Origin of the sequence: Novosphingobium clariflavum, from assembly GCF_026420865.1 — a bacterium.
GTDB classification, from domain to species: Bacteria; Pseudomonadota; Alphaproteobacteria; order Sphingomonadales; family Sphingomonadaceae; genus Novosphingobium; species Novosphingobium clariflavum.
In genome coordinates, this window is the sequence record NZ_JAPCWC010000022.1 from 34687 (window position 1) to 60821 (window position 26135).

Genomic DNA, 26135 nt, shown 5'->3' on the forward strand with positions numbered 1-26135 from the left:
AAATGCCTGGGCTATGTCCCAGGCATCCCGTCAGCCCTTGGCGGGCAACTTGATGAAGGTGACGCAGATCCCCGCCACGACCGCGGGAACCGCGAAGATCGCGAAGATCACCGGCAACGGCACCTTCTCGGCCAGCAGCACACCGCCCAGCATCGGGCCGATCACGGCACCGAGGCGGCCCACGCCCATCGCCCAGCCGAGCCCGGTGCTGCGCACGGAAGGCGGGTAGAAGCTGGTGGCGAGCGGATAGCAGCCATTGAAGCCACCCTGGATGAAGGCGCCGATCAGGAAGGCGACCAGCAGCGTCGCCGCGATCGGCATGGCGATGGCGCCAAAGACAACCAGCGCGGCCGCCGCGCAGACCATGAAGGCAAGGATCAGGCGGCGCAGGTCGACATGGGTGGCGATCAGGCCCAGCGCGGTGATGCCGACAAAGGCACCGATATTGTAGACCGCGCCCGCATAGATCGCCTGGGTGGCGGGCAGGCCGGCCTCGACCGCCAGCTTGGGGATCCAGCTGATCACGAAATAGAGCGTCATGAAGCCGAAGATCGTCGCCATCCACAGCAGGATGGTGCCTGCGCAGCGCCCTTCGCCCAGCACCCCGCGCAGGCCGACGTCGCTGCGCTCGGCCACGCGGCGCTCGGGCAGCGCCTCCAGCGGATCGCGACCGAGCGAGACCAGCAGCCGGTTGACCCGCGGCAGGGCACCGCGCGGCTGGCGGGAGAGGAGGAAGTCGATCGATTCGGGCAGCAGCACCCAGACCAGCGGCAGCGAGACCGTGCACAGGATGGCCGCGCCCAGCAGCATGGCCTGCCAGCCGTGAACGTCGATCTGGCGCGCAACGATGAAGCCGGTCAGCGTCGCCCCCACGGGATAGCCCGCCTGCAGGAAGCCGACCGCGAACGTGCGGTACCTGGCCGGCGCATATTCGGCGGTCAACGCCGCCATCGTCGCCAGCACGGTGCCGATCCCGATGCCCACGAGGAAACGCGAGGCGACAAGCTCTGCAATGCTGGTGGCCAGTGCCGAGCCGAACATCGCGGTGGCCATCATCACCAACGAGGCGATGATCAGCTTGCGGCGGCCAAAGCGATCGGCCATCGGCGCGACCAGCAAGCCGCCCGCAGCCATGCCGGCAAGGCTGGAGCTGAACACCACGCCAAGGCTCTCCGGGCTGATCTTCCAGTCGGCCGACAGCGCGGGCGCGATGTAGGAAAGGATCAGCACGTCCATGCCGTCGAGCATGTTGAGCACGAAGCAGACCGCCACGACCAGGATCTGCCGCGCAGTCCAGCCATCGGCATCGGACGCCATGGGCTTGCCGCTGACAGTCACGTAAGGGCGCACGGACACCGATCCGGCTGCGGAATATGTCGCCATGGTCTTGCCTCTTCCCATGTTCGGCCGTGCTTGACCGCACGACTTGTTTTCTCCGGCGAACCGATGCCGGACTCGCGCCCCGCGATCATTCTTCGCATCACGGGCATTGGAAGGGTGTTGCAAGGCCCGAGGCTTTGCCAGTGAGCATGGCGACGTCGATCATACCATTATGTTATGCAGGCGAAGGCCGCGGCGCCCTTGGCAGATTGAGCAGGATATTGCGCGCAATCTCCTCGAAAGTCTCGCCAATGATGGGCCGCGCCGCCTCGATGTTGCGGCTGATGTAGACGGGCAGCACACCCGGCGCGTCGAACTCCAGAAAGCGCACGCTATCGGCATGGGCCTGCATCGCGGTGAAGCTGTCGACCAGCGCCAGCCCCATCCCATTGGCGACAAATGCCACCGCCGTTTCGGCAAAACGCACGAAAGTGGCGACTTCCAAGTCCTCCCCCGCCGCCGCGTACATCTCCGCGATGATGCGCCCGTGCGGGGTATCATGACGGAACGACTGGATGCGCTCGCCGCGAATATCGGCCACCGAGATGCGCTCGCGCCCGACCAGCGGGTGATCGGCGGGCACCGCGCAGACCATCCGCCCGCTGCCGATGCGACTCGAGAGCACGTTGGGATGGTCGATGGGGAATACCGTCAGGGCATAGTCCCCGCGCTGAAGCGCCAGATAGTCGTCCGCCTGCTCGACCGAGAGAATGTCGAACTGGATGGTGAGACCGGGATAGTTGGCCGTCAGCCGCGAGAGCATCTGCGGCACCACCGAATGCCCGAGCGAGGGCGAGGCGCCAACCCGGAAGGTCCGGTCGCTACCCTTGGCGAGGCGCTGTACGACATGTTCGAGATCGGCGAAGCCTTTGTAGACATGCTCGATTTCCTCGAACAGCGCGCGCGCTTCCTGCGTGGGCACCAACCGGCCGCGCGTGCGGTCGAACAGGCGGAAGCGCAGCCGGTCCTCCATATGCGCGAGCATGCGACTGAGCCCGGGCTGGGACGTCCCCAACATGCGCGCCGCCCCGCTCACCGTCTTGGTGATCATGACGGCGCGAAAGATCTCGATCTGCCTGATCGTCAGCATGGCTCCGGCTAGCACGCAGCGGAAGCCGGGCCAATCCGGCTTATGATGTGTCTGAAGCCGTCAATCAGGCGGCCCATCTTCCCGGGGAAATGCAGCCCCTGAAGCGCAAGGCCGCCGCCCTTGAAGACGCCGAGCGGCTGGACGCAGCCCGCGCCGCGGTCGACGCCCCACGCCCGAGCTTCAGACCAACCGGCGGCAGGCTTGCCCGCCGATCCCGGTACCGCCGCGGCCGCTCATCGATCCGGCGCAGGCAGTCTAGGCGGCGTGGACACATTCCGCAACACCACGGTTGCCCTGCAAGCGGCGCCAGCAAGGCGCGAAGCCGCAGGAAGAGTGGGCATCTTTCCAGGCGGAGCAACGCTGCTGGCGCCGCTTGCAGGGCAACCCCTCCGGGGCTGGAGGCAAAAGCCGTCCCTTCGGCGTCGGCTCGGCTGGAAGTATCGACATACTCCTGCGCCTCGCCTTCTTGAATCGACGGCTTTTGCCTCCAGCCGCGGCGATGCAGAATGTGTCCACGCCGCCTAGGGAAAGCGTGATGATCGCGATGTACGGGGATTGTGCGGCCCGCCATCTGCGAAGCGTCGAAGCGCGGCAGGGCAGCGCGGATTAGCTACCGAGTTACCATTCCTTGCGATCGCGGCACTTTTCGCATTCGGCGAACGGCTTGCAGTTCGGGTCGCCAGCATCGCAGTGATGTCCAAAAAGCCACGTGAAAAATCGGCGAATGAAATCGATTGGATAGTACAGGATGCGCATTTAGCCTGTCTCTTGCTCACAGCATTATCTGACAATTTCCATGCCCCTGTAATCAGGCGATCATGGGCGCAACCCGGATTATTCACTGCCGCAATCAGTACTGCAGATCAAGCAATTTCAACTTTTTAACACTGCAACAATGCAGAAATATGCCCGCCGCTTTGACAGCATGCTTCCGCTGACAGCGTAAGCCGATGGTTACCAGCCAGCGCCGGTAAACCCGCTATGCATCGCGTTCCTCTCGGCATCGCACATGCCGCAGCGCTTACACCGGAGGCGCAGCATGACGGTCGCCATCTCGATCGTCTCCAACGCTGCAAGATCAGGCTTCGTCGGCTCCACTTTGGCTAACTCGGCCTGCTGGCGGCCGATCGCACGCCGGAGCTGTGGTTCAAGAAAGGACAGCGGCAGTGCCCCAAGCAACTCTGCCGCATGAAAAAAGGCGGCCCGAAGGCCGCCCTCTCGTTCACTTCACCTGGCCGCTGCAAACGCCCCAGCAATTCTGGCCCGGCGACCACTGGCCGCCATCGCCGTTGCTTGTCCCGTTGCCAGGGATCGAACGCGCCCACTCGTCGCAGATCGCCTGGATTTCAGCGGCAGTAAGGCCGGATCCTCGCAGGTCGTATGGACATGCCTCGTTCGCAGCAATGGCCGAAGTCCCGGTGCCGGTCGAGATGATCGCAGCAACACCAAAAGCGATTTTCAGAAGCTTGGAGGCCATTTTCTGTTTCCTTTCGCCCCACACCCCATCAACTCAGGCGAAATTGGAAACAATGTCAACGTATTGATTTTTAACAATTACAGTAATGATGATCGCCGCTCGGCGCGCCGCAATGGCCCGGCCCCGGCAGGATCCCCTCACTCTGGAATTCGTGGACAGCAGCCGTCACAGCGCGCGCCAATCAAGCTCGGCGTCGTCAAGCGCCTGCCAGCCGCCGCATCCGCGAGCGGACCGACGCCCCCGCTCCTGTTGTGCCACCAGCAGGTGCCGAACGGCGCGCCGGGCGCCGCACATGTTCCACGTTCAATACGCATTCCAAACCGTCCCACCACGTTCCGCAATGCTCCATGCTTTTTCCGACTTGAAAAGGCCTCGCCTACAAGCGCCGAGACCCATCCATCAGGTCGATGACGGCCGGTGCGCATAGCTCTGCCCGGGGAATACCAGCCGCCCGCGCCCGGTCACGCAGCACACGGCGCGCAGCACGTCGCAAGCCTGCCAGAAAACGGGATAATGTGCTCGAAGGCCTCTTCGTCCTTCAGGTCGAGGATGAGCTTCATCCGGCCAGCCGGAACGCGCCAGATCGGCAGTAACGGAGAAGGCATCCCCTTCCCAATCCACGCCGTCGAATTCCCGCCACTCGGCCGCAGGCACCATGCCCGGCCGCGCGTGCGTCAACGCGAGGTGGCGTGAGGCCAGCTTCGTGACCGGCGACGCCCCGCTCGCCTCCGCGGCAATCAGCACCTCGTGCGCCTCGCCTGGATCGGTCAGCGTCGGCTACCGCCCCTTCTTTGCGCATTACCCCGCCTTGCCCCCTGCGATACCCCTCGCAGACATGAAGCAAAACGGGATCGCGGAACGAGTTACAGCGCGCAAAACGCAGGAAATCGCCCCTTGCGGGACTGTTCCAGACTGATTTGGACGGGCAAATGGCGGAGCGGGAGGCCGCCAAATAGAGATCGTAAGGTGCTGAAATCACTAATCTATGCCGCCATCCACCAGCCCCCGAAACCATAGATCAAACCATAGAGCGATTTTCCACCAGTTCGAATGCCTCGGAGGGAATCGAACCGGAAGTTATAAATATCCTCCCGGCCCAACTTAATCATACGAGGGGGCTATCGGAAAAAATGCAACATGTGCAACATTGGCGGAAATCCGCCACTTTTGACGCAACCTTTTGTGCAACCTCTACGCAACCAGATTGCACTTTAGAAATGCAACCTTTTGATAGAAAAAAACCTAGGATTTCTGCGGATGTTGCACTTTTCGTTCCAACAGGTGGCGTGAGATTGCACCTTAGATGCAACCATTTTTATTACGTATTTTCAGTATCTTAATCCAACAAGACGCGCCCGGATTGCACATGTTGCGTTTTCCCGCCCCCTCCCTCAGTGGCGGACCTGCTGCGCACGAATTTTTTCGTCCCTCGGATCTTTGGGGAAAGCCCCCTCCAGCTGCATCAGAATGCATCAACGCCTCGGTCCTCGATTGCCCACTTCGGCCTTAGAGCTGGGCCGGGTTGGCCCGGTCGGCGCAACTGCATCAAAACCGACACGAAAAGTGCGCGGGCGAGGTGGGGGGAAAAGCGCGTTGCGAGGGGGTGCCGCCCCGCCCCTGCCGTCGGGGGTGGCCGACCCACGCGGTTCCGCCATTTTTCGGCCCCGGCGAGGGGGTCAGGCACACCGAATCGCCGCGGTGCCCCGCGCAACAATCTTTCGCCGTCGCCGGATACAAAAAAGGCGGCCCTCCCAAGCCGCCCTTTCCGATTTCGCCTGTGGCCGTTTAGGCCGCCGCCTTCACCCGTTCCCGGAACCGGACAACTTCAGCGCCCACTGCATCGTTCAGTTCGAGGAAGACGGACTGGAGCGGCTCGATCTCCAATTCGAAGAACGCGTCGGTCGCCTTGGTCACGTCACCAAAGCCGCCGGCGTTGGCAGGCACGATCCCCAGCAGCTGGGGCGGCACGCGGTGGGCGGCAAGCACGTCGTCGCGCGTCGTGTTCTTGATCCCAAGGAATTCGTCCTTGGCCCCGGCCTCCGCGATCGGCAGGATCTTGATGCCCCCGTCCTTGCCGTTGGGCGAGTGGATGAACAGGTTGCGGAAGTTGCCCGGCCCCTTCGCTCGCTTCAACGCCTCGCGCATCTTGTCGACGTCACCATCGGCAAACTCGCCGTTCACATGCATGATGTAGCCGGCGTGGCTCCCGTTCTCGAAGTAGCGCCGGCGGAACAGCGTGGCGTTCTCGTTAAGCAGGGCGGACTGCAGAGCCGACAGGTACTCGGGCACGCCATAGATTTCCTGATTGACGTCCGGCGCGATCAGCTGGTGGACAGTGCCAGGCGCAAATTCTGCCTCGGGCTGATGCCCCGGAACCCACCAGAAGCGCCCCGGCTCCACACCGCGCCGCACGTACTTCGCAAGCGCATGGTCGAGGCGCAGCAGCCCACCCAGACGATTGCGAACCTCCTGCCCATAGGCGTTGCCCATCACCAGATAGTCCTGCGCCATGCCCTTGAACGCGGCGCGGCTCAGCCACTTGGTGGGCTCCAGACTTGCCGCCAGCATGTTGCGCTTGAGGATGATCGCGCTGGAATGATGGGGCGAAGCCCGGAATGCACGGGCAAGACCGTGCAGCGCGATTGGCGGCTCATACCAGCGCTGATTGTGGTAGCACTCCAGCATATCGAGCATGGTCGCCCGGCTCAGCACCGGCTCGGGATCCCCGAACGTGAAGGCATGCACCTCACTGCGATTATCGTTGCTGGCGACGATCGCACCCTGCGATGCCTCCGCCGTTTCCTGACGGCTCATGCGGCGGGCACGGTTACGCTTGCTCATTCGATAATCTCCATCGTGCTCTTGGGTTTTGCCTTGCCGTCCAGCGGCTCGTTCATGAGGATGTGCATGGTCGCCCACGCGATGTCGGCGTGGCCGTCGTCACCGCCGCGCCCTGCCTTGAAGGTCACGTTGCGCCCGCTGGTGGTCAGCGTTTTCTTGATCGATACGAAGGCCGATACGATGTCGAGGTAGCTGCTCTCGAAAGCCAGGCGCCCGCGCCGGATTACGTTCTGCGCCTTCATGATCATGCCCGCCTTCACTTCCAGCGAGTATTCGATCTTGGCGACGGAACAGCCCGGCATGGCTCCGGGCTTCGCCAGCAGCTGATACACGCCAGCCCCCACGCCTGTCGCGTCAATGCCCAGATAGGTGCAGTTGTACCGGCCCAACATCGCTTGGATGAAAGCCGCCTGTTCTTCGAAGTCTTGTCCGCGAAGCGGATAGCGTTCAAGGATGCGGAACGCCCCGCCCTCCGACAGCGGCGGCGCCGCGATCACCAGCGCTGCATTATCGCCAGTCTCACTCGACTGCGGGTCATACCCCGCCCAAACCGGCCGCTCGCCATAAGGGCGCGCGGCTTCAGGGTTGAAGTCCTCCCATTCGACCAAGCTGTCGCAACCGCAAGCGATCAGGTCGTTGAACTTGAAGGCCGAAAGGCTGTCGTCAACGAATTCGCACATGTAGAGATTCGCGAACTCGTCGGCCGCATATTCGTCTTCAAGTTCTTCGATATCGAACAGGTCGCAGCCGGCCAGATCCGCATCGCGGATGTTGACGATATGGCGCCAGACACGATCCGGCCCGACACTGCCGGCGGCAAGCGCTTCATGGCTTACATCGATCTCGATCCTGTCGGCCTTTTTCCTGCGCTTGTTGCGACGCTCGCCGGTCCAGTACGGATAGGCAGGGTGCGCGATGGTCGATGGCGTCGAGAAGTAGGTTTTTCGCCACTTCTTGTGCGTCGCCATGCCTGAGGCGACCTTGTTCAATTCCTCGAACGAATGGACCCAGAAGAACTCGTCGAAGTAGAAATTGCCGCTGCGGCCCTGCGCGGTGCGGAAATTCGTGCCAAGGAAGTGCAGTTCGGCCCCGGCCTCCTCCGGCGGGCGCAGATCGGACGTGATGACCATCGGGTCACCTGCCAGCGATACGCCCACCAGCTTGGCAAAGCTGACGATGTAGGACCGGAACTGGTGCGCTTGAGCCTTCGAGGCTGACAGGAAGATCTGGTTACGTCCGGTCTCGATCGCATCCATGAGCGCTTCGAAGGCGAAGAAGTAGGTCGCGCCGATCTGGCGCGATTTCAGGATCATGCGGGTGCGCTGATCCTTCTCCTCCCACCAGCGCACCTGATAATCGAAGCACCCGTCAAGGAAGATGCGCTTGAGTTCCTCGGCCTGCTCTTCGGTGAAATGGTTCTTCTTTGGCGCCTTGCGCGGCCCGGCGTTGCGATTGGCGACCTTTTCGTTGAGGTCGCCGCTATGGCCGCCTGGAGCCTCGTAGCGCCGCACCCGCGCGGCGCTCTCCACGCCCTTGCGTAGAGAGTCGATTTCCACGAGGTCGCCGCTGGTCTTCTTCTCCTTTGCGATCAGCGTCAGCAGGCGAATTTCAAGGCCGTCCTCGATCTTCTTGATCGACGGCGCATCGTCCCACTTGTCGCGCTGGCGCCACGATTCAATCGTGGGACGCGGGATGGGTTTGCCCTGGTCGTTCGTCACGCCGTGCAGCGCGAATTCGTCGGCAATCTGCGTCACGCCCCACCCGCGCCAGTAAAGGCTGCGGGCATGGCGACGCGGGTCGAACTTCCATGTGGAAGCCAGCGGGTCTGGAAGGGTCGCGTTCGTGGTCATGCAGGCGACCATGCCGCGCGTTTTTGCGTCCAAGCACCGCCATCCATTTGGACGGGCACCCGGCCAAATGCTGCCCCTTGAGAGAACGCGCCAGACCCGCCCTTTTGGCTCCTGACACCGCTGCGCCCCGGCGCCGAGCATCACAGGAAACCGGAACCGATCATGGCCAAGAGCAAGTTTTTCCGCGTCGCCGTCGAAGGCGCCACAGTCGATGGCCGCACCATCGAGCGCGAATGGATCGAGCAGATGGCGGCCGGCTATGATCCGGCCACTTACACCGCGACCATCAACTGCGAACATATCGCCGGCTACAGCCCCGACCGGCCGTTCAACTCCTACGGCAAGGTTCTCTCGCTCAAGGCGCAGGAAGTCGAACTCACCATCAACGGTGAAAAGAAGACGCTCCTCGCGCTCTATGCCGAGATCGAAGCCAATGATCAGCTGCTGGAAATCAACAAGGCCGGCCAGAAGCTGTTCACCAGCTGCGAAATCCACCCGAACTTCGCCGGTGAAGGCAAGGCCTACCTCGTTGGTCTTGCCATCACCGACACCCCGGCATCGCTGGGCACCGAGCCGCTGAAGTTCGCGGCCATGTCACGCCCGAACGTCTTCACCAGCGCCTGCGAAACCGTGATCGAACTCCACGCTGAACCGCTCGACAGCGCCGCGATCGGCGAAAGCATCGGCCGTTCGCTGCTGTCGTTCTTCCGCAAGGAAAAGAAGGACGAGCCGGTCACGCCGCCCGCACAGCCCGCCAATGACAACACCTTTGACGTCCAGGCATTCACCAAGGCGATGGGCGAAAGCATCGGCACGCATATCGCCGCCGCAACCAAGGTGGCCAACGATGCCGTCACCGAACTGACGGCCCGCTTCGACACCCTCGAAACCAAACTCGCCAGCACCGAACAGCCGAAAGGCTTCACCCGCACGCTGGCTACCGGCGGCGACGGTAGCACCGGCGCAATCGTCACCGACTGCTGACCTCCCGATCCGCCTGCCCCTGCCCTCACTGGAGCCCCTCGCTCATGCGTAAAGAGACCCGCGCCAAGTTCAAAGCCTACGTCAGCCAGATTGCGCTGCTGAACGGCATCGACGCCGAAGACATCGTCGCCAAGTTCAGCGTTGCCCCGGCGGTCGAACAGACGCTCGAAGAAAAAATTCAGGAGTCGAGCGACTTCCTGCAGCAGATCTCCATCAACATGGTTTTGGCGCAGGCCGGCGATAGGGTCGGCGTGGGCGTCACCCGTCCGCTCGCAGGCCGAACCAACACCAAGGCCGGCGAACGCCGCACGCCTACCGATCCCACCGACACCTCGGACGACGGCGGTTACTTCTGCCGCCAGACCAACTTCGACCACGCGATCCCCTACGCCAAGCTGGATCAGTGGCGGCACAAGCCCAATTTCCAGACGCTCCTGCGCGACGTCATCCTGAAGCAGCAGGGCCGCGACCGGATCATGATCGGCTTCAACGGCATTTCGGCAGCTGCAACCACCGATCGCACCGCCAATCCGCTGCTGCAGGACGTAAACGAAGGCTGGCTGCACAAGATCCGTACCTCCGCGCCTGACCGCGTGATCGATGACGGCGAACTGAGCACCTATGCGCCCGCCGAAGGCGAAAACCCGGCTACCGGCACCAAGGCGATCTATGTCGCTGCCGGCGTCGAAGTCGTCGATCCGGACGCGACCAACGTCGCCACTGCCAAGGCGGATTTCGCCAACCTCGACGCTCTGGCCTTCGACATGCTCGATCTGCTCGACCCGTGGAACCGTGGCGATACCGACCTTGTCGTGATCGTTGGCTGGAAGCTGGTGAAGGACAAGTATCTGAACCTGCTGCAGGCGGCCGGCGATACCGCGACCGAGCGTGAAGCCGCGCACCGCATCCTGACGCTGCCGATGCAGCTGGGCGGCAAGCGCGCCGTCATCGTGCCGTTCTTCCCCGAGACGTCGATGCTGGTCACCAGCCTCGATAACCTCGCAATCTACGTGCAGGAAGAAACTCGCCGCCGTCAGATCAAGGACGAGCCCGCGCTCGACCAGATCGAGAACTACGAGTCGGTGAACGAGGATTACGTGGTCGAAGACTACGGCCGCTGCGCGCTCGCTGAGAACGTGGTGATGGGCAAGAGGCCCGGCTGACCCTCCCCTCCCTGAAACCCACCCCACGAACAGGAAACGACCATGAGCCTCGCTCGTCGTAAGCGTGATCGCATCCTCGCTGCCCAGACTGTCACCGCAGCGGCTGCGCCTGTTCGCGGGGTGGCCGTCGCCCTCGCTGCTGCCCCTCCCTCGGCAGCGGGGGCGAATTCGGCATCGCCTGCCGAACGCGCCGCCAAAGAAATGGCGCTACGCCTCACACACGACATCCGCCGCCTGAAGGCTATTTCTTCGATTGACCGCAAGATAGCGGCCAAGCGCGAAATGCTGCCGGAATATGCCGCATGGATTGAAGGGCTGGTCGCAGCCGATGCCGGCGTCGGCACGGGGGTTGCTGCCACCGTCCTGCCAACCTGCATGGTCTGGCTGATCGACACTGGCCAATTCAGCCAGGCGCTCGATCTGGTCCCCTTCATCCTGCGCCACAAGGTCGCGATGCCCGCGCGCTATCACCGCGACGCAGCCGCCGTCGTTACCGAAAATATCGCCAACGCTGCGGACAAGGCGCACAAACTCGACACGCCGTTCCCCCTCGAAATTCTTGAGCGCGTCGCCGAACTGACGGCCGATTGCGACATGCACGACGAGATTCGCGCCAAGCTGTTCAAGGCTCAGGGGATCGAGGAACTGCGCGAAGCCGAAGGCATGGAGGCAGGTCCGAACGCCCGCCTGCACCTCACGATTGCCCGCAATACGCTGCGGGAGGCTCTGCGGTTGAATGACCGCGCCGGCGTGAAGGACCGCATCAAGCGAGCCGATAAGCTGATCGCTGCGAACCTCGCCGCCTTCCCGCCCACAACGAACAATGAACCCGGCGGCCCTGCCGCCTGACAAGCTCGCCCCCGGCGCTCAGGGGCGGATCGCGCGATGCGGGAGGCCTTCGGGCCGCAGGGCCGCCATCTGCCCCGGTCCCCACCCCTGTTAGCCGGCGGGCCGGATCCCGGAGCCCGTTATGAACCTCGTCCAGACCATCCTGCTGGTCGCTGCCATCACTTTCCTTGCCGGCTTCTGGCGGTCGATGAAGAAAACCAAACTGCGCGCCGTTGCCGCTTGGTCTCTGGCGAAACTCTTGCGGCATCGCGGCGCCGCCACGCTTTGGCGCGCGTATAGCAAAACTCCGCTGATCTGGTGTCTCGTGATCGAAATCGCCGGCGCCGCGCTCTGGGGTTACGTGGCTTACGCCTGTGGCCGCTTCGCCGTGATCACTGCCTTGGCAACCTGCGTGGCGTTCGGGCTCGTATGAGTTTCGTTTCCCTCCCCGACGCGGCCGAAATCGAGCAGCCGCCGGCGACGGAACCGGCCGTCATCAACGACGGCTTCTTCCCTGACGTCGATCCGGCTGCCGTGCGCGAAGACGCCCGGATCCCGACCAGCATCACGCCGGCGCGGCTGCGCGCGGCGATCCTCGGTGCGACCATGACCGTGGGCAACGACCTTGCCGCCTATGCCGCCGCCCGCAAGGCAGGCGGCTATGCCACGCTGGCCAGTGTCCCGGCCGAACAGCTGGATGGCCAGAGCGTGCAGCTGATCCGCTATCAGCGTGCGGTCGCCCTCTACGCCAAGGCCGAACTGGTCGAACGCCACCGCGACTTCGACACGACGGCCGCCGGCAACGCGCAGGGCGAGGATCTCACCGCCTCGATCGGCGATCTGCGCCGCGATGCCATGCATGCCGTGCGCGACATCCTCGGCAAGCCGCGCACCACGGTCGATCTGATCTGATGGCCGCGCAGCAGCGCCTTACCGCGAAGGCCGGCGACAAGCTGGACCTCTTGCTCTGGCGCGATGCCGGGCTTGGCATTGCCGATCTGGCGCGCGTTCTCGACGCGAACCCCGGCCTGGCTGATCTCGGCCCCATCCTCCCCCTCGGCACCGTCGTGATCGTCCCGGCCTCTGCCGATGCCGGCACCGCGCAAGTGCTGCCCCTCGTCCAACTCTGGAGCCTTTGAATGTCGGACTTTCGCAGCATCCTTGAAACCACGGCTGAATTTGTCGGCTCGCTCAGCCCCTCGCTGATCGGCTCGGCCGTCGCGCAGGCGTGGAAGCCCGGTCTGCCCTGGCGCCAGCGCTTCCTGCAGTGGGCAGTGGGCTCCACGGTCAGCTATTACGCCACGCTCGCGATCGTCGCCGTGACGGACTGGAACGGCTTTGTCGCCCAGTCGATCGCCTTTGCCATCGCCCTGCTCGCCTTTGACGCCACCCCGCGCGTCTCCAGGGCGGTGATCGATGCGCTCACCAGCCTCCCCGGTCGCCTCGCAGACCGCTTCCTCCCGAAAAAGGACTGATCGCCATGGCCACCAAAGCCAGCCCCCGGACCGCAAGCGCGCCGCGCCGCCGCGCGCTTGCCTCGCCCGATGCCTTCTTCGCCGCGCTGCGCGGCGTCACCGGCTCGCTGACGCAGGCCCAGGTCAACATCGTCAACGCCATCCTTGTCGCCGGTGCCCTCTGGCCGGCCAGCTGGATGGCCTATGCCCTTGCCACCGCCTGGCACGAAGCCCGCTTCAAGCCGCAGCGCGAATGGGGGCTCGGCAGAGGCAAACCCTATGCCGTCCCCGGCAAGTACGGCCAGTCGCAGTACGGGCGCGGGCTCGTCCAGCTGACGTGGGATCGCAACTACGAATGGGCGGACAAGGCCCTTGGCCTCGGCGGCACCCTGCTGAGGAACTTCGATCGCGCGCTCGAACCCGATATCTCGGTGCGGATCCTGATCATGGGCATGGAGGCCGGGGCGTTCACCGGGCGCAAGCTGGCAGACTACGTCAGCCCCACCGGCACCCATTCCGAATTCATCATGGCCCGCCGCATCATCAACGGCACCGACCGGGCCGATGATATCGCCACTTATGCCGATCGCATCCAGTCGGCGCTGATCAAGGCAGGCTGGGCGTGACGCTCGGTCTTGGCCACCTCGCTCTTGCCGGCGCGCTCGCTTCGTGCGCCGCCGGCATCGGCGGTTTCTTCTACGGCACGCACGTCGGCGCCGCACAGGAACAGGCCGCCCGGAAGCGCGCGGACGATGCCGCCGAAGCGGTGCGTGCCAGACTGCAGGGCCAGATCGACGCCTCCACCGAACGCAGCCAGGCCGCCGAATACACCCGGCAGGCCAGTGTCAGGGAAATCTACCATGAAAGCCAGAAGGTCGTTGAACGCCCGGTCTATCGCAATGTCTGCATTGATGCTGATGGCGTCGGCCTGCTCGACCGCGCAGCCGACGTCGCGAACGGCACGGGTGTCGCCAGCGCTGCTGGCGCCCCCGGCGCCGCTGCCCAGGGTGCAGCGCAATAGCGCCGGAACCATGGACGGCGCCGACGCCCATAATAGCCTGACCGCGCTCTATGACGTCGCCGGCCAGATCCGCGCGGCGCTGATCGAACTCCAGGCACAAGTCCGCACCGCGATGGGAGGCACCGATGCAGAAGGCCGATAGGCTGCGCCGCTGGCTCACCGCCTATATCCCCTACCTGAAGGTCCACCCGGACAAGCTGCAGATCTACATCGAGAGCGGCACCGTGAACGCGCGCCGCTCTGCCACGCTGTCGTTCGCCTATGGCTACACCGTGAAGGCCCTCTTCATGGATTACGCGGGCGATGCCAACGACATCATCGTGCCCCTGCTGGCGTGGATCCAGCGCGAACAGCCAGCCCTGCTGCGCAAGTCGGACAGCCAGCCTTTCGGGTTCGAAGCCCAACTGCTCGATGCGGACACGGCCGACGTGGAATTCTCGATCGACCTCACCGAAAGCGTGCTGGTGAACCTGCGCGCGGACGGCAGCGGCTACGATATCACCACGCTGCCCGAACCCGATTTTACCGATGCCTTTGCCGGCGTCACCGCGACCTTCAGCGATGCATTTGCCGGCGATGAACCCCTGATGCTGGGCGGCGCCGACTGATGGACGATCTGGGGGAACTGGAGCGCATCGCCGGCGCCATCCTGCGCAGCCTTGAACCCGGCCCGCGCCGCGCACTGATGCACCGCATGGCGCGCGAGCTGGCCGCCAGTCAGCGTAAGCGCATTGCCGCCCAGCGCGATCCCGCCGGCGCCGCGTTCGAAGCGCGTAAGCAGAAGGCACCGCCAGTCCAGAGCCGGGGCGCCGCGTGCTTCCTCTATCCCGCCCACGGCAGCGGCGAACCGCGCCGGGTGATCATGAAAAGCTTCACATGGGGCACCGGCCGCATGCTCACCGGCTTCGATATCGAGGCCGGCGATATCCGCACGTTCGAATTCGACAAGATCGTGAAGTGGCTCCCGGTCCCCGAGGAACACCGCAACACCACCGGCAGCAGCCTGCGCCGGCAGGGAAGCCTGCGCCGCAAGGCCATGTTCCGCCGCCTCGCCAGCGCGCGATTCCTGCGCTCTGGCGTTGATGATCAGGGCATCTGGGTTGGCTTCACCGGCAAAGTCTCGCAGATCGCGGAGGTTCACCAGTTCGGCTTGCGGGACAAGCCATCGCTGCGCGCAAAGGCAGTTGCTTATCCGCAGCGCCAATTGCTTGGGGCGACGGCCGCAGATCGTGAGCGACTGCTAGACACCCTCCTCGCTCAGATTTCACTGGTCTGAGGGTAGGCTCGTACGGCCACTTAGCGCCCATGGCGGTCGCTCAAGGGCCGATTTGACGCTCCAGAAACCTGCCGGTCGGGTTTCCCGCGCCAACCTGAGCGCTCGGCGGTGAAGATGGGTGGGAAGCGGAAGTTGCCTTCGTGTCTGCCCTTCATCATCATGCGGCGATGAAAATCAAGGTCATGACGGATTACCAATGCGCACCGCTCTGGTGGGACGAGTCGGGGCGAGTTGGGGACATCAAGCCGGAAGACCTAGCTCTCAGCCGGCAGCTAGTTACCGAATTGTGGGCTTGGGCAGCCACATACGATGCAACCTTGAACCATGATGATCCGAGGGCCTCGGGATTTGCGTCAGCTTCGGACGAACAAGCATTCGAAGAGCAAGGACGCTTGTTAGCTAGTGGATTGACTCCAACGTTTGGAACCCTCGATTTCGAGCCGCGATGATTTCGTCCGGATTGGCCTTCCAGATGAAGGGCTTGGGGTTGTCGGCGTTGTACTCCCGGATGAACCGGTTGATGGCAGCCTGGAGGTCGACGACGGAGTGGAAGACGCCGTGCTTAAGGCGCCGCCTGGTCAGCTTTGCGAAGAAGCCCTCGACGGCATTGAGCCATGAGGAAGATGTCGGCGTGAAGTGGAAAGTCCAGCGCGGATGGCGGGCGAGCCACTCCTGGACCTTGTCCTTCTTGTGTGCGGCATAGTTGTCGAGGATCACGTGGATCGCCTTGCCCTTGGGTACTTCACGCTCGATCCGATTGAGGAAGCGGATGAACTCCTGGTGGCGGTGGCGCTGCATGTTCTGCCCTATCACGGTTCCGTCGAGCACGTTGAGCGCAGCGAACAGCGTGGTCGTGCCGTGGCGCTTGTAGTCATGGGTCAGGGTGCCGGCGCGGCCCTTCTTCATCGGCAGACCGGGCTGGGTGCGGTCGAGCGCCTGTATCTGCGATTTCTCGTCGATCGACAGGACCACCGCATGGGCGGGGGGATCGACATAGAGGCCGACGATCTCGGTGAGCTTTTCGGCGAAAGCCGGATCGTTCGACAGCTTGAAGCTGCGCCAGCGATGCGGAGCAAGCCCATGCGCCTTCCAGATCGACTGCACTGTCGAAACGGCAAGCCCGACCGCTTTGGCCATCGCGCGCGCCGTCCAGTGGGTTGCCTCATGCGGCGGCGGTTCCTGCGTAAGCCGGACAATTTCGGCCACGCGCTTGGGCAATACCGGCGCCTTGCCGGGCGGACGGGACTTGTCGCGGAGCAGGCCATCGACGCCTTCGTGCATGAAACGCTCCTGCCAGCGCCACACGCAGGTCTTCGACTTTCCTGTTGCCGTCATAATCGCCGAGGTGCCCAGGCCGTCGCTGCTCAAAAGAACGATACGGGCGCGCCAGACATGTTTCTGTGGACTCAAGGGCGCCGACACGATGTCGTGCAGGCGTTGACGGTCGGAGGCCGAAACGATGAAGCTGATCCCATCACGCATCCTCCGAGACTGACACGCCAGCAAGCCAGTGGGAATCCCCAACTGGACTCTTTCGTTCCGGTCAATCCACTAGTGCCGTCGCTTCTGAGCTGCCCGAGTGGAGCGTCCGCTACTGGCGGGATGCTTAGGCCTGCAATGGGGCGTCTGCCGAAATTCTGCTACGCGCCCTTGTCGGTCGCTCAAGGGCCGATCTGGGGCGCCAGGAAGCCGTCTGTCCGGTTAGGCTTGTCGACCTGAGCGGCCATTAGCCGGGATGGGTGGAAAGGGGGCATGCGCAGTTCTATTCGAACACTCCGGTTCCATGCATCTGATCAGGTTCGTGCTTACTGATCAGCCATGACACAGGCAGCGCAATCGCCAAGCTAATCACAAGCTGGAAGGCGAATGGAAACAGGAACTCATCTGGCGACATCGACAAGATCAAAGATAGAGGATCTCCGGACGAAAGAAGGACTACAGCCGTCACCACCAGGGTTGGCAGCAAGGCCGAAGCCGTTGCGATCACAGTACGCAGCGAGCGGCTTCGCCCCGCCGCGTGCCTGTTGAGTATGATTGCGACGATCGCTCCACCCAGCGTGCTCACGACAGTCCACACTATAGTCGAGATCCAGTTTTCATCCATGCGCCGCTGAACGTGTCAGCCCGTGCAAAAGTCCGCAAGGGGGCGTGTGCTGAAATTCTGCCATGCGCCCAAGTTGGTCGCTCAGTGTTCGAAGGCGCGCTCCCGAAACCGGTCATGCCGGAAAACTACGAAATTGGGCGAGATGGTGTGCCGAACTGGTGCCGGTCAAAAATTTCGACTTGAGCCAAGCTATCGCCCTCGTTCCAGATCGAAACCCAGTTGTCGGGATGCACATCAATTGAATGAGGATGCCCATCATCGAGAATTACTGCAGCTTCGCCACCCGGAGGGACCTCGTATTGATCGCAAATTGGCTCGATGAAAATCGTAAGTGGGGTCGCCAGGTAATTTCGAATGGGCAATCGCATTCCGAGGCTCTTTCAATTAGCTTGGCCGAAGAGCCTACGTTGGTATCTCGACTTCCGCAAAGGCTCCGATTCGGCGACTGCCTAGCGCCCTAGTTGGTCGTTCGTTGGCCAATTTGACGGGCCGAGCAGCGGTCGGTCCGGTTTCCCCTGCCGGGCGGGTTCGTCAGCAGCTGGGAGGGGTGGTTGGCGGTCCTTCCGCTAACCTTCGGATCGAGTCCAGAACCAACGACACGGCGCGGGAGTGATAGAACGAGACGTTACGCGAAAGCTATCGTCACCCTCAGTTGTGCCGACGCAAGGCTCTGGCTGCACTTTGTAGGTCACGGAAGTGCTCGATCCCGAGGTCACCATCCCTTCACGGAATAAGATGAATTCTGCCCAGTTCACCCGCTTGCGGGGGCTGCCGCTCGGCCAGTAAGCGACGCCGAGGACGCCAGCTTGTTTTAGTCGGGACCTGATTTCCTCAATTCCGCTGTCGTCACCGAAGGCGCAGTGAGGCAATTCGTCGTCGTTTGATCCATCAACCCAGATATTGTTGTAGCCGCTTGGTCGCGTTGGCTGACATGTCCGAAGTAGCGAAATAACGCGGTTCAGATGAGGAAGCGCTCCGGGCAGCCAGTCACGACTCTCGGCCTCACTCGCCTTCCATCCCTCGGCACATCCACCGAGCGCGAGCGCGCTAGCTGACACAACTGCCCACGTGCCCCAACGATATGTTCTGCTCATAAAGTATGCATGCCAGACCGGACGAGCGACCGAAAGGGGGCGTGTGCCGTCAGACCGCATTGCGCCCTTGTTGGTCGTTTATCGCATGATTTTAAGCGTCAAGCAGCCGACCGTCCGTTTCCCTCGCCGATCAGCTTGGGACTCAGGTGGAGAGGGGGGCAAGCTGATACTGCAGGTTAGTCCCGGCTAGATTAAACTTCATCCCCACAATCAGGGCAACAGGTGACAACGTGGGGCCACCACATGCGCTGCCCGCCGTCCGTTATTCTTCCATGGCCGCATGACCGGCGTTGCAAGAAGACAGTGTAAAAAACTGTCGATGCCGCGAGAAGGATAAGCGACGCTGTGAATCGCGAGATGTTCGGGAACCATCCAAACAGCAAGGTCCAAAGGGCGATGTTAGTGACGACAAGCCCAGTCTGAAGGAGCAGATTTAGTAGGAGTGACTTGTTGGAAGACATCACTGATCAGTAAACCGACATGCTTGAGTCCACAATGAACTTGCGCAGTCGATCGCGCGCCCATTCGGGGCGCTCGGCACAGGGCAATCGCTAATCGCGAAGCTCCACTTGAATGCAGGCTTGGTATATGCCGGAATCGCCTTCTTCGCGGTGCCAGATTTCGACTACATGGTAGTAGCCGAAATATCCGCCTATATCCTTCGATATGTATTCCCCAATTCGGGGCATGAACGTGAACTCACCCTCAAAAATGGGGGTGTCTTCATCCTTCTCAAATACTTCGATTTTTGGCATCTGCATCCAGTAGAGCGATCTACAGATTCACGCAATATTCGCCGGAACGTGTAGGGTGCAACGCCCATGGAACGGCCGAGAGTTGCCAGCCTTCGCCCCGAAGCCGACAGTCGCCTACCGGCCCCTTGAAGCCACTGCATATCGAAGCATTTGGCTGGCCGCCCATCCCAATGCCGGGGGATAGCGCAAGCCCCTAGCCTGCCGCGACATGCGGGGCATGGCCGATACCTCCTTCACCGCTGTCGATCTCTCGCGCATGCCCGTGCCCGATATCGTCGAGGATCTCGATTTCGCGACGATCCTTGCTGACTGCATCGCGCAGATGAAAGCCGCCATGGCGGAAAGCGGCCTGACCTTCACCGGCCGCAACAGCGATCCGGCCACCAAGCTCCTTCAGGTCTTCACCTATTTCGCCCAGCTGCTGCGCCAGCGGATCAACGATGCCGTGCGCGCGGTGATGCCCGCCTATGCGGTGGGCGCGGATCTGGACAACATCGCCGCCCTGTTCGGCATCGCCCGCAAGACGATCACGCCCGCCGATACGGCGAACGGCACCGCAGCGATCATGGAAAGCGATACGGAATTCCGCCGCCGCATGGTCCTGGCGCCCGAGGGCTACTCCGTTGCCGGCCCCGAAGGCGCCTACGTGTTCCACGCGCTGTCGGCCGATTCCAACGTGCTGGACGCCACGGCGATCAGCTTCGATCCCGGCCACGTGATCGTCACGATCATGGCGCGCACGGCCGATGGCGCGGCCTCGCAGGCGCTGGTCGACGCGGTGAGCGCCTATGTCTCGGCCGATACCCGCCGCCCGCTGACGGACCTTGTCACCGTCCAGTCGGCGGACATCGTGCCCTATGCCGTCGACTATGACCTTGCCACCTACAGCGGCCCGGATGCCGCAGTTGTGCTTGCGGCCTCGCTTGCCTCGGTCGAAGCCTACGTCGCGGAAAGCCACCGCCTCGGCCGCGACATCACCCGGTCCGCCCTGTTTCGCGCCGCGCACGTGGAAGGCGCACAGAACGTCATCCTGCGCGAGCCCGCTGCCGATATCGCGATCACGCGCCTGCAGGCGCCCTACTGCACCGGCGTCACCGCCAGGCTGGCGGGCACGGGCGAATGACCTACGCCTCCGTCCTGCCCCCTGCCTCCACCCCGCTGGAGAAGGCTCTCGAGCAGGTCGCCGCGCGCCTGACCGATCTGCCCGCGCCGGTGCGCTCGGTCTGGTCGGCCGCCGATTGCCCGGAAACGCACCTGCCATGGCTCGCCTGGGCGTTGGCGATCAGCCACTGGAAATCGGAATGGACCACCGCGCAAAAGCGCGCCGAGGTTGCCGACGCGATCCCCTATCACCGGCGCAAGGGCACCCGCCGCGCGGTGGAGGAAGTGCTGGCCCGCTATCACCCCTCGCTGCGCCTGGTCGAATGGCATGAGGCAAGCCCGCGCCGGGCGCCCCATACCTTCGAGGTGCGCGCGCCCGCCTCCGAAATCCCGGCCAGCTTCCTGACCAGTGAAACGGCCGACGCGATCATCCGCGACGTGGCCGTGGCCAAGCCTGCCCGCGCCCATTTCGATTTCGTGCAGAGCCTCGACCTCAAGGCCGGTCTGTACCTTGCTGCCGGCGGCATGGGCGGCAGCTTCACCCGCGCCGACTACGCGGCCGAGCGCGACACGACCCGCGACTGGGCAAGCCTGCTCCAGACCGAGGACGGCGAGCCGATCTTCGACGGCGACACGCAAGACTTTCTGGAGACCAACTGATGAGCGTGCTTGTTCTCCAGCTGACCGACGCGGGCCTTGCCGCCGTGCAGGGCGCTTCGGGTTCGGATCTGACGGTGATTGCGGACCTCGGCCTGAGCAATACGCCCTTCGTCGCCGCGCCCACGCTCACCGCGCTGCCGGGAGAGTTCAAGCGGCTCGACATCCAGTCGGGCACCGCCGCCTCGCCCAACGTCGCGCACCTCACCGCCTACGACACCTCGAGCGACGTGTGGAACGCCACCGGCTTTGGCCTCTTCCTTGACGATGGCACGCTGTTCGGCACCTACAGCGCGGAGGATACCGTGCTGAGCAAGGCGGGCCTCGCCTTCGCGCTGATCGCCTTCGACATCGGTTTCAGCGCGGACTTTGCCGCCAACATCGCCTTCGGCAACGCCCTGTTCGTCTACCCGCCCGCAACCGAGACGACGCGCGGCGTGGCCGAGATCGCCACCCAGGCCGAAGTCGATGCGGGCACCGACACCCAGCGCTTCGTCACCCCGGCCCGCCTCAAGACGCTGCTGGCCAACACCATGAGCACGCTGACCACCAGCGTGACCGCCACCCTCACCGCGATGACAAACTCCATCGCGGCATTCGCGGCGCGCTCGATCACCGGCGGCGGCCTTGCCACCGGCGGCGGATCGCTTGCGGCAGACCGCGTGATCACCGTGACCGAGGCCAGCGATGCCGAGATCACGGCAGGCACCAGCGCATCGAGCGTGGTCACTCCGCGCCGGCTTGGGCCGATCTCGATGCTGCTGGCACGAACCGGCTATATCCGCTTCTTCAAGCTGCAGATCGCCTGGGGGCGCTTCACGGCCTCTGCCAATGCCTCGTCCTCCGTCGCCTTCCCTCTGGCCTTCCAGAACGACTGCGCGTCCGTCGTGGTGAGCGGCGTCGTCAACGGCGGGGCTGATTCGAAGGACAACACCCCCGCCGTCATCGCCTCCACCATCACCACCGCAGGATTCTCGGTCTTCTCGGCCGACGATGAAGCGGACGTCACTTGCTACATCGCCCTTGGATACTGACGCCATGACGCTTTGCTACGCGCCGTCCACCGGCGGCTTCTACGACACCGACCTGCACAGCACCGTCCCCGATGACGCGGTGGAGATCACCAACGACCTGCGCGCCCGGCTGATGGACGCACAGGCCACCGGCGCGCAGATCGTTGTCTCGGCGCAAACCGGCCTGCCCGAAGCACTGCACCCGCTGGACGAGGTGGAGGCGCTGCGCGCCGCGCTGGTCCGGCGCACCAAGGCAGAGGCCGAGCGGCGCATCCTCGCCATCGCCCCGGTCTGGCGGCAGGTGAATGACCTGCGCGCGCCCTGCACCGACGCCGAGGCGCGCTTCACGGCCATCGACGCCGTGCGCGCCGCCTCGAATGCGATCGAGGCGGAACTTGCCGCCGCCGATGCCGAGGCGCTGGCCGACTGGCCCGTCACCGACAATCCGCTCTGGCCCACCGCCACGGCCGAACAGGAGCCCGCCTGACATGGCCCGCATCTCTGCTCTTTCCCGTATCCTCCCGCAGGATGTCACCGGCGCCGAACTGGTCCCCGTCGTCAAGGGCGGGAAGACGCGCGCGGCTGCGGTGGCCGACGTTGTCGCCCCGGCCGCGCAGCCGTTTGTCGATGCAGCCGAGGCGGCATCGCTTGCCGCCAACATGGCCCGGGACCAGATCACCGACCTGGTGAAGCCCGAGAACATCTTCGTGGACGTTGCCCTGGCGACGGCCGAGGCCGCCGTGGCGGCGGGCACTTTCTTCAAGCTGGTGCTGAGCGCTGCGGGCACCGCCGAAGTGCGCCAGCGCACCGCCGGCGGATCGGACCTGCTCTATTCGGAGAACACCGCCGCCGCCCTGCGCTCGGCCGATCCGGTGAAGGGCGCCGCGCTGATCGGTCTCCCCGATGGCAGCAGCGTGCAGGATGCCATCCCGCGCAAGCGCTACACCCTGAAGCAAATGGGCGTGAACTACGCCAGCACGGCCGACCAGCAGACCGCGCTGATGAATGCGCTGACGATCGCCAGCGAGGACATGCTGAACCTCGTGGCCGAGCCGCATGCGATCTACAAGCACGGCGACATGCTGGCGCTCGACGGGGTCGAGTTCGACGGTCAGGGCTGCAACTTCCAGGCACTCGATCCGACCCGTTCCCGCATCCAGCTGACCGGGGCGCGGCCGATCCTGCGCAACCTGCGCAAGTCGTCGCTGGGCGTCACCGCGCGCACCTCGGCCTATGACGCCATCGGCGTGCTTGCCCGCGACGCCACCGACCTGCTGCTGGAAAACATCATCATCGACAGCGGCGGGAATGCCGGGATCCTGCTAGACAACGTGCAGCGCTTCGAATCGCGCGGCACGCTGGTGATGGATACGCGCGCGGACGCCTTCCACTGCACCAACGGCACGCGTGACGGATCGGTCTACGGCCACACCGCGATCCGCCCCGGTGACGATGGCTTCGCGGTCGTCACTTATGGCGGCAGCGAACTGTGCGAGAATATCCGCGTCTACGGCGCCCGCATTCGCCAGGGCAAGATGCGCGGCATGACCGTGGTGGGCGGCCGCGACGTCTGGTTCATGCAGCCGGACATCGACGAGACCGAATGCGCGGGCATCTACTTCTCGTCCGAAAGCTCCTACGGCACCTTTGGCGTGCGCAATTGCGGCGTGGTCGGCGGCACCATCAAGAACGCGGTGTCGCGCGCGGGCATCTCCCAGGGCGCGATCCACTGCAACGGCCGCGCGGGCTCGCTCACCACCCCCAGCGGCGAAGTGCTGACCAACACGGTCGAGGACATCGTGCTGATGGCGCCGAAGATCCGCGGTTGCGGCGCGGGCATCCGCGCGGGCGTGACGTTCGACGATTACGCCATCGGGCTCGATGCGCTGAACCTCGACATGAAGGACCTTCGTGTCAGTTCCAGCTATCACCCGCGTGCCTTTGCGCTGGGCGGCAAGAACATCCAGATCCGGGGCGGCCGCTTCGCCAACATCGGCGGCCAGTTCATGACCACCGTGGGCTCGCTGGCGGGTTACCTCAGGGTGCGCGACCTCACGATCGAGGGCGTCTGCGCCGATGCGCCGGAGGCGAAGAACGTCTTCCTGTTCAACGATGCCGCGCCGAACCTCGATATTGCCGAGGTCGAAGGCGTCCACATGTGGAAGCGCGGCGCCGCGATCACCGCGCCGTTCAACTACACCAAGCTGACCGCCGCCCAGCGCCGCATCCGAGGCAACCTGCTCGACGGTGCGAAGGCGGCCGAGCCGCCGACGCTCGTCCTGTCCGGCAAGACCTATCAGATCGACCTTGAAGGCGGCGCCTATGCCGAAGGGCCGGTGGGCGTCTCGGCCAGCGAATCCACCGTGATCGCGGCAGACGAGACGCTCGCCATCATCTTCAAACCGAGCCGCGTCATTCGCTGCACGTGGATGGCCACCCGGCAATCGGACTATTCCAAGCGGGCGGACATCACGCTCTCGGGCGACCTCACATACTCGGTGCCCACCGGCACGGCCGGTATCGACTATGTGGCGATCGGCAACGCGTACTACCGCCTCACCGTCGTGAGCGGCGCGCTCAACGCGCTCAACGCGGCCAACGTCGCGCAGCAGGCCATCACTTACGATAGTGACACGGGCAAGGTGACGATCACCTTCACCCCCATCGGCGCGCTCAATGCGCGCATCCAGATCGTGGGAGTGGGCTGACGGAAAAGAATTGCGGCACCTTCCCGGCGCCGCCTTTGCCCTCTACGGAAGGGGGCCTCGGATGTTCCCGCATCTCGAAACCAGCGAGCCTGCACTCGCACTCTCAGGGCAGCACGCCTGTCCCTTCGAATACCCTTCCGCGTCTCAGGCGCGGAAGGGACATCGTGCAGGAAAACCATCATGTCTACCCCTTTTGTTCTCACTCGCCCCGTTTCTCCCCCGGCCGGTTACATCGGCGGAAAACGCAACCTTTCCAAGCGCATCTGCGCCATCATCGATCGCACCCCGCACAGCAGCTATGCCGAGCCTTTCGTGGGCATGGGCGGCATCTTCCTGCGCCGCACGCGGCGGCCCAAGGCAGAGGCGATCAACGATATCTCGGGCGATGTGGTGGGCCTGTTCCGCTGCCTTGCCGAGCACTACCCCTACCTAGTCGACATGCTGCGCTTCCGCGTTTCAAGCCGGGCCGAGTTCGAGCGGCTGCTGGGGCAGGATCCCGATCGCCTGACCGACCTGCAACGCGCCGTGCGCTTCCTCTACGTGCAGCGCCTGGCATTCGGCGGCAAGGTATCCGGCCGTGCATTCGGCGTGGACGCATCCAACCCGGCGCGCTTCGACGTCGGCAAGATCGAACCCATGCTGGCCGATATCCATGATCGCCTGCAGTCGGTCACGATCGAGCGCCTGCCCTATGCGGACTTCATCCGCCGCTATGACCGGGACGGCGCCCTGTTCTACCTCGATCCGCCCTATTGGGCCTGCGAGAAGGACTATGGCCCCGACGTCTTCACCCGCGCCGACTTCGCCGCGCTCGCCGACCAGCTGGCCGGCATAAAGGGCAAGTTCCTCATGTCGCTCAACGACAACGAGGGCGTGCGCGAGACATTCGGCCGGTTCATCATCATGCCGATCGACACGACCTACCAGATCGGGGCAAAGTCCCGGCCGGGGCGGGAGGTACTGATCAGCAACTTCCCGCTGGCGGCGAACGACGGATAAGGCTCAATCCAAAAGGTTCAGAAAGGGAAGGGTCAATTGCCCTTCCCTTTTTTCATGGCAAAAGCGGCGCCACGCGCACCTCGGCGTATGACGCAATCGGCGCCCCCTCACGTGGTCAGCGGCGCGCAGCACCGCCACACTACGTCCTGCGGTATGGTGACAATCGAGTAATCCACAGCAGGATTGCCTCAATAAATCAAATTATTGCAACAATCAGGTCAATTAGATATTAAATTTTCAAAATAGGCAACGAAGGTGCGACAATTGACAGCAATGAAGGGAGCGCAGCGCCTGCTTTGGCTCGATGCAGCCAAGGCCGTAGCAATCATGTTTGTGGTTT

The 26135-nt window shown here is 63.7% G+C and carries 28 protein-coding genes; 18 read left to right on the forward strand and 10 right to left on the reverse strand.

Going from position 1 to position 26135, the window contains the following annotated elements; all coding sequences use genetic code 11:
* Positions 1 to 30 precede the first annotated feature (30 nt).
* From OKA11_RS19375 to OKA11_RS19400, 6 genes are all read right to left on the reverse strand, one after another.
* Positions 31 to 1383: an MFS transporter gene (locus tag OKA11_RS19375; protein ID WP_267223374.1), complete on the reverse strand. Its 1353-nt coding sequence runs from the start codon at positions 1381 to 1383 to the stop codon at positions 31 to 33.
* Positions 1384 to 1555: 172 nt separating this feature from the next.
* A complete protein-coding gene (locus OKA11_RS19380; protein ID WP_267223376.1) occupies positions 1556 to 2470 on the reverse strand; it encodes a LysR family transcriptional regulator in 915 nt (304 codons plus the stop codon).
* A 1222-nt stretch (positions 2471 to 3692) separates the two neighbouring features.
* A complete protein-coding gene (locus OKA11_RS19385; protein WP_267223378.1) occupies positions 3693 to 3947 on the reverse strand; it encodes a hypothetical protein in 255 nt (84 codons plus the stop codon).
* Positions 3948 to 4346: 399 nt separating this feature from the next.
* On the reverse strand, positions 4347 to 4691 hold the full coding sequence (locus OKA11_RS19390; RefSeq protein WP_267223380.1) for a site-specific integrase: 345 nt from the start codon (positions 4689 to 4691) through the stop codon (positions 4347 to 4349).
* A gap of 1041 nt (positions 4692 to 5732) precedes the next feature.
* On the reverse strand, positions 5733 to 6788 hold the full coding sequence (locus OKA11_RS19395) for a phage portal protein (RefSeq protein ID WP_207077935.1): 1056 nt from the start codon (positions 6786 to 6788) through the stop codon (positions 5733 to 5735).
* Positions 6785 to 8779 (reverse strand): terminase large subunit domain-containing protein, encoded by a 1995-nt coding sequence (locus tag OKA11_RS19400; RefSeq protein ID WP_446686311.1) that lies wholly within the window; start codon positions 8777 to 8779, stop codon positions 6785 to 6787. Before OKA11_RS19400 ends, OKA11_RS19395 begins: the two co-directional genes overlap by 4 nt.
* Before the next feature lie 21 nt (positions 8780 to 8800).
* Between OKA11_RS19400 and OKA11_RS19405 the strand changes: the two genes are divergently transcribed.
* The 12 genes from OKA11_RS19405 to OKA11_RS19460 all read left to right on the forward strand — a co-directional run bounded on the left by OKA11_RS19405 (position 8801) and on the right by OKA11_RS19460 (position 15364).
* A complete protein-coding gene (locus OKA11_RS19405) occupies positions 8801 to 9622 on the forward strand; it encodes a GPO family capsid scaffolding protein (protein ID WP_267223381.1) in 822 nt (273 codons plus the stop codon).
* Between the two features lie 44 nt (positions 9623 to 9666).
* Positions 9667 to 10785, forward strand: coding sequence for a phage major capsid protein, P2 family (locus OKA11_RS19410; RefSeq protein ID WP_267223383.1), 1119 nt, complete (start codon positions 9667 to 9669; stop codon positions 10783 to 10785).
* 201 nt (positions 10786 to 10986) lie between these two features.
* Complete coding sequence (gene gpM, locus OKA11_RS19415; RefSeq protein ID WP_267223385.1) at positions 10987 to 11634, forward strand: phage terminase small subunit; 648 nt, start codon at positions 10987 to 10989, stop codon at positions 11632 to 11634.
* Between the two features lie 121 nt (positions 11635 to 11755).
* Positions 11756 to 12046 carry a hypothetical protein gene (locus OKA11_RS19420; RefSeq protein ID WP_267223388.1) on the forward strand — a complete coding sequence of 97 codons (291 nt, stop codon included), beginning with the start codon at positions 11756 to 11758 and terminating at the stop codon, positions 12044 to 12046.
* A complete protein-coding gene (locus tag OKA11_RS19425) occupies positions 12043 to 12525 on the forward strand; it encodes a head completion/stabilization protein (RefSeq protein ID WP_267223389.1) in 483 nt (160 codons plus the stop codon). Before OKA11_RS19420 ends, OKA11_RS19425 begins: the two co-directional genes overlap by 4 nt.
* Positions 12525 to 12752, forward strand: a complete 228-nt coding sequence (locus tag OKA11_RS19430; protein WP_142633710.1) for a tail protein X — start codon at positions 12525 to 12527, stop codon at positions 12750 to 12752. The genes OKA11_RS19425 and OKA11_RS19430 overlap by 1 nt, the downstream gene beginning before the upstream one ends.
* Positions 12753 to 13088 carry a hypothetical protein gene (locus tag OKA11_RS19435; RefSeq protein WP_207077930.1) on the forward strand — a complete coding sequence of 112 codons (336 nt, stop codon included), beginning with the start codon at positions 12753 to 12755 and terminating at the stop codon, positions 13086 to 13088.
* Between the two features lie 5 nt (positions 13089 to 13093).
* Positions 13094 to 13693, forward strand: coding sequence for a lysozyme family protein (locus OKA11_RS19440; RefSeq protein WP_267223394.1), 600 nt, complete (start codon positions 13094 to 13096; stop codon positions 13691 to 13693).
* The gene (locus tag OKA11_RS19445; protein WP_267223397.1) at positions 13690 to 14088 is read left to right on the forward strand and encodes a hypothetical protein; all 399 of its coding nucleotides are present in this window, start codon (positions 13690 to 13692) and stop codon (positions 14086 to 14088) included. The genes OKA11_RS19440 and OKA11_RS19445 overlap by 4 nt, the downstream gene beginning before the upstream one ends.
* Positions 14089 to 14098: 10 nt before the next feature.
* A complete protein-coding gene (locus OKA11_RS19450; RefSeq protein ID WP_267223399.1) occupies positions 14099 to 14230 on the forward strand; it encodes a hypothetical protein in 132 nt (43 codons plus the stop codon).
* The gene (locus OKA11_RS19455; protein ID WP_267223402.1) at positions 14214 to 14696 is read left to right on the forward strand and encodes a phage tail protein; all 483 of its coding nucleotides are present in this window, start codon (positions 14214 to 14216) and stop codon (positions 14694 to 14696) included. The genes OKA11_RS19450 and OKA11_RS19455 overlap by 17 nt, the downstream gene beginning before the upstream one ends.
* Positions 14696 to 15364, forward strand: coding sequence for a phage virion morphogenesis protein (locus OKA11_RS19460; RefSeq protein WP_267223405.1), 669 nt, complete (start codon positions 14696 to 14698; stop codon positions 15362 to 15364). Before OKA11_RS19455 ends, OKA11_RS19460 begins: the two co-directional genes overlap by 1 nt.
* Positions 15365 to 15763: 399 nt before the next feature.
* Here OKA11_RS19460 and OKA11_RS19465 read toward each other — a convergent pair whose 3' ends face one another.
* From OKA11_RS19465 to OKA11_RS19480, 4 genes are all read right to left on the reverse strand, one after another.
* A complete protein-coding gene (locus OKA11_RS19465) occupies positions 15764 to 16846 on the reverse strand; it encodes an IS630 family transposase (RefSeq protein ID WP_142632508.1) in 1083 nt (360 codons plus the stop codon).
* 280 nt (positions 16847 to 17126) lie between these two features.
* Entirely contained in the window at positions 17127 to 17429 is a 303-nt protein-coding gene (locus OKA11_RS19470) for a hypothetical protein (protein ID WP_267223407.1), read from the reverse strand.
* Positions 17430 to 17593: 164 nt separating this feature from the next.
* Positions 17594 to 17836 carry a hypothetical protein gene (locus tag OKA11_RS19475; RefSeq protein ID WP_142638337.1) on the reverse strand — a complete coding sequence of 81 codons (243 nt, stop codon included), beginning with the start codon at positions 17834 to 17836 and terminating at the stop codon, positions 17594 to 17596.
* A 1277-nt stretch (positions 17837 to 19113) separates the two neighbouring features.
* A complete protein-coding gene (locus tag OKA11_RS19480; RefSeq protein WP_267223410.1) occupies positions 19114 to 19317 on the reverse strand; it encodes a hypothetical protein in 204 nt (67 codons plus the stop codon).
* Positions 19318 to 19534: 217 nt separating this feature from the next.
* Between OKA11_RS19480 and OKA11_RS19485 the strand changes: the two genes are divergently transcribed.
* From OKA11_RS19485 to OKA11_RS19510, 6 genes are all read left to right on the forward strand, one after another.
* Positions 19535 to 20440, forward strand: coding sequence for a baseplate assembly protein (locus OKA11_RS19485; RefSeq protein ID WP_267223412.1), 906 nt, complete (start codon positions 19535 to 19537; stop codon positions 20438 to 20440).
* Entirely contained in the window at positions 20437 to 21078 is a 642-nt protein-coding gene (locus tag OKA11_RS19490) for a phage tail protein I (protein ID WP_267223414.1), read from the forward strand. Before OKA11_RS19485 ends, OKA11_RS19490 begins: the two co-directional genes overlap by 4 nt.
* Entirely contained in the window at positions 21078 to 22109 is a 1032-nt protein-coding gene (locus OKA11_RS19495) for a gp53-like domain-containing protein (protein WP_267223416.1), read from the forward strand. The genes OKA11_RS19490 and OKA11_RS19495 overlap by 1 nt, the downstream gene beginning before the upstream one ends.
* Before the next feature lie 4 nt (positions 22110 to 22113).
* Complete coding sequence (locus tag OKA11_RS19500; RefSeq protein WP_267223417.1) at positions 22114 to 22575, forward strand: hypothetical protein; 462 nt, start codon at positions 22114 to 22116, stop codon at positions 22573 to 22575.
* Between the two features lies 1 nt (position 22576).
* Positions 22577 to 24796, forward strand: a complete 2220-nt coding sequence (locus OKA11_RS19505) for a hypothetical protein (protein WP_267223420.1) — start codon at positions 22577 to 22579, stop codon at positions 24794 to 24796.
* A 180-nt stretch (positions 24797 to 24976) separates the two neighbouring features.
* A complete protein-coding gene (locus tag OKA11_RS19510) occupies positions 24977 to 25795 on the forward strand; it encodes a DNA adenine methylase (protein ID WP_267223422.1) in 819 nt (272 codons plus the stop codon).
* Positions 25796 to 26135: the final 340 nt, after the last annotated feature.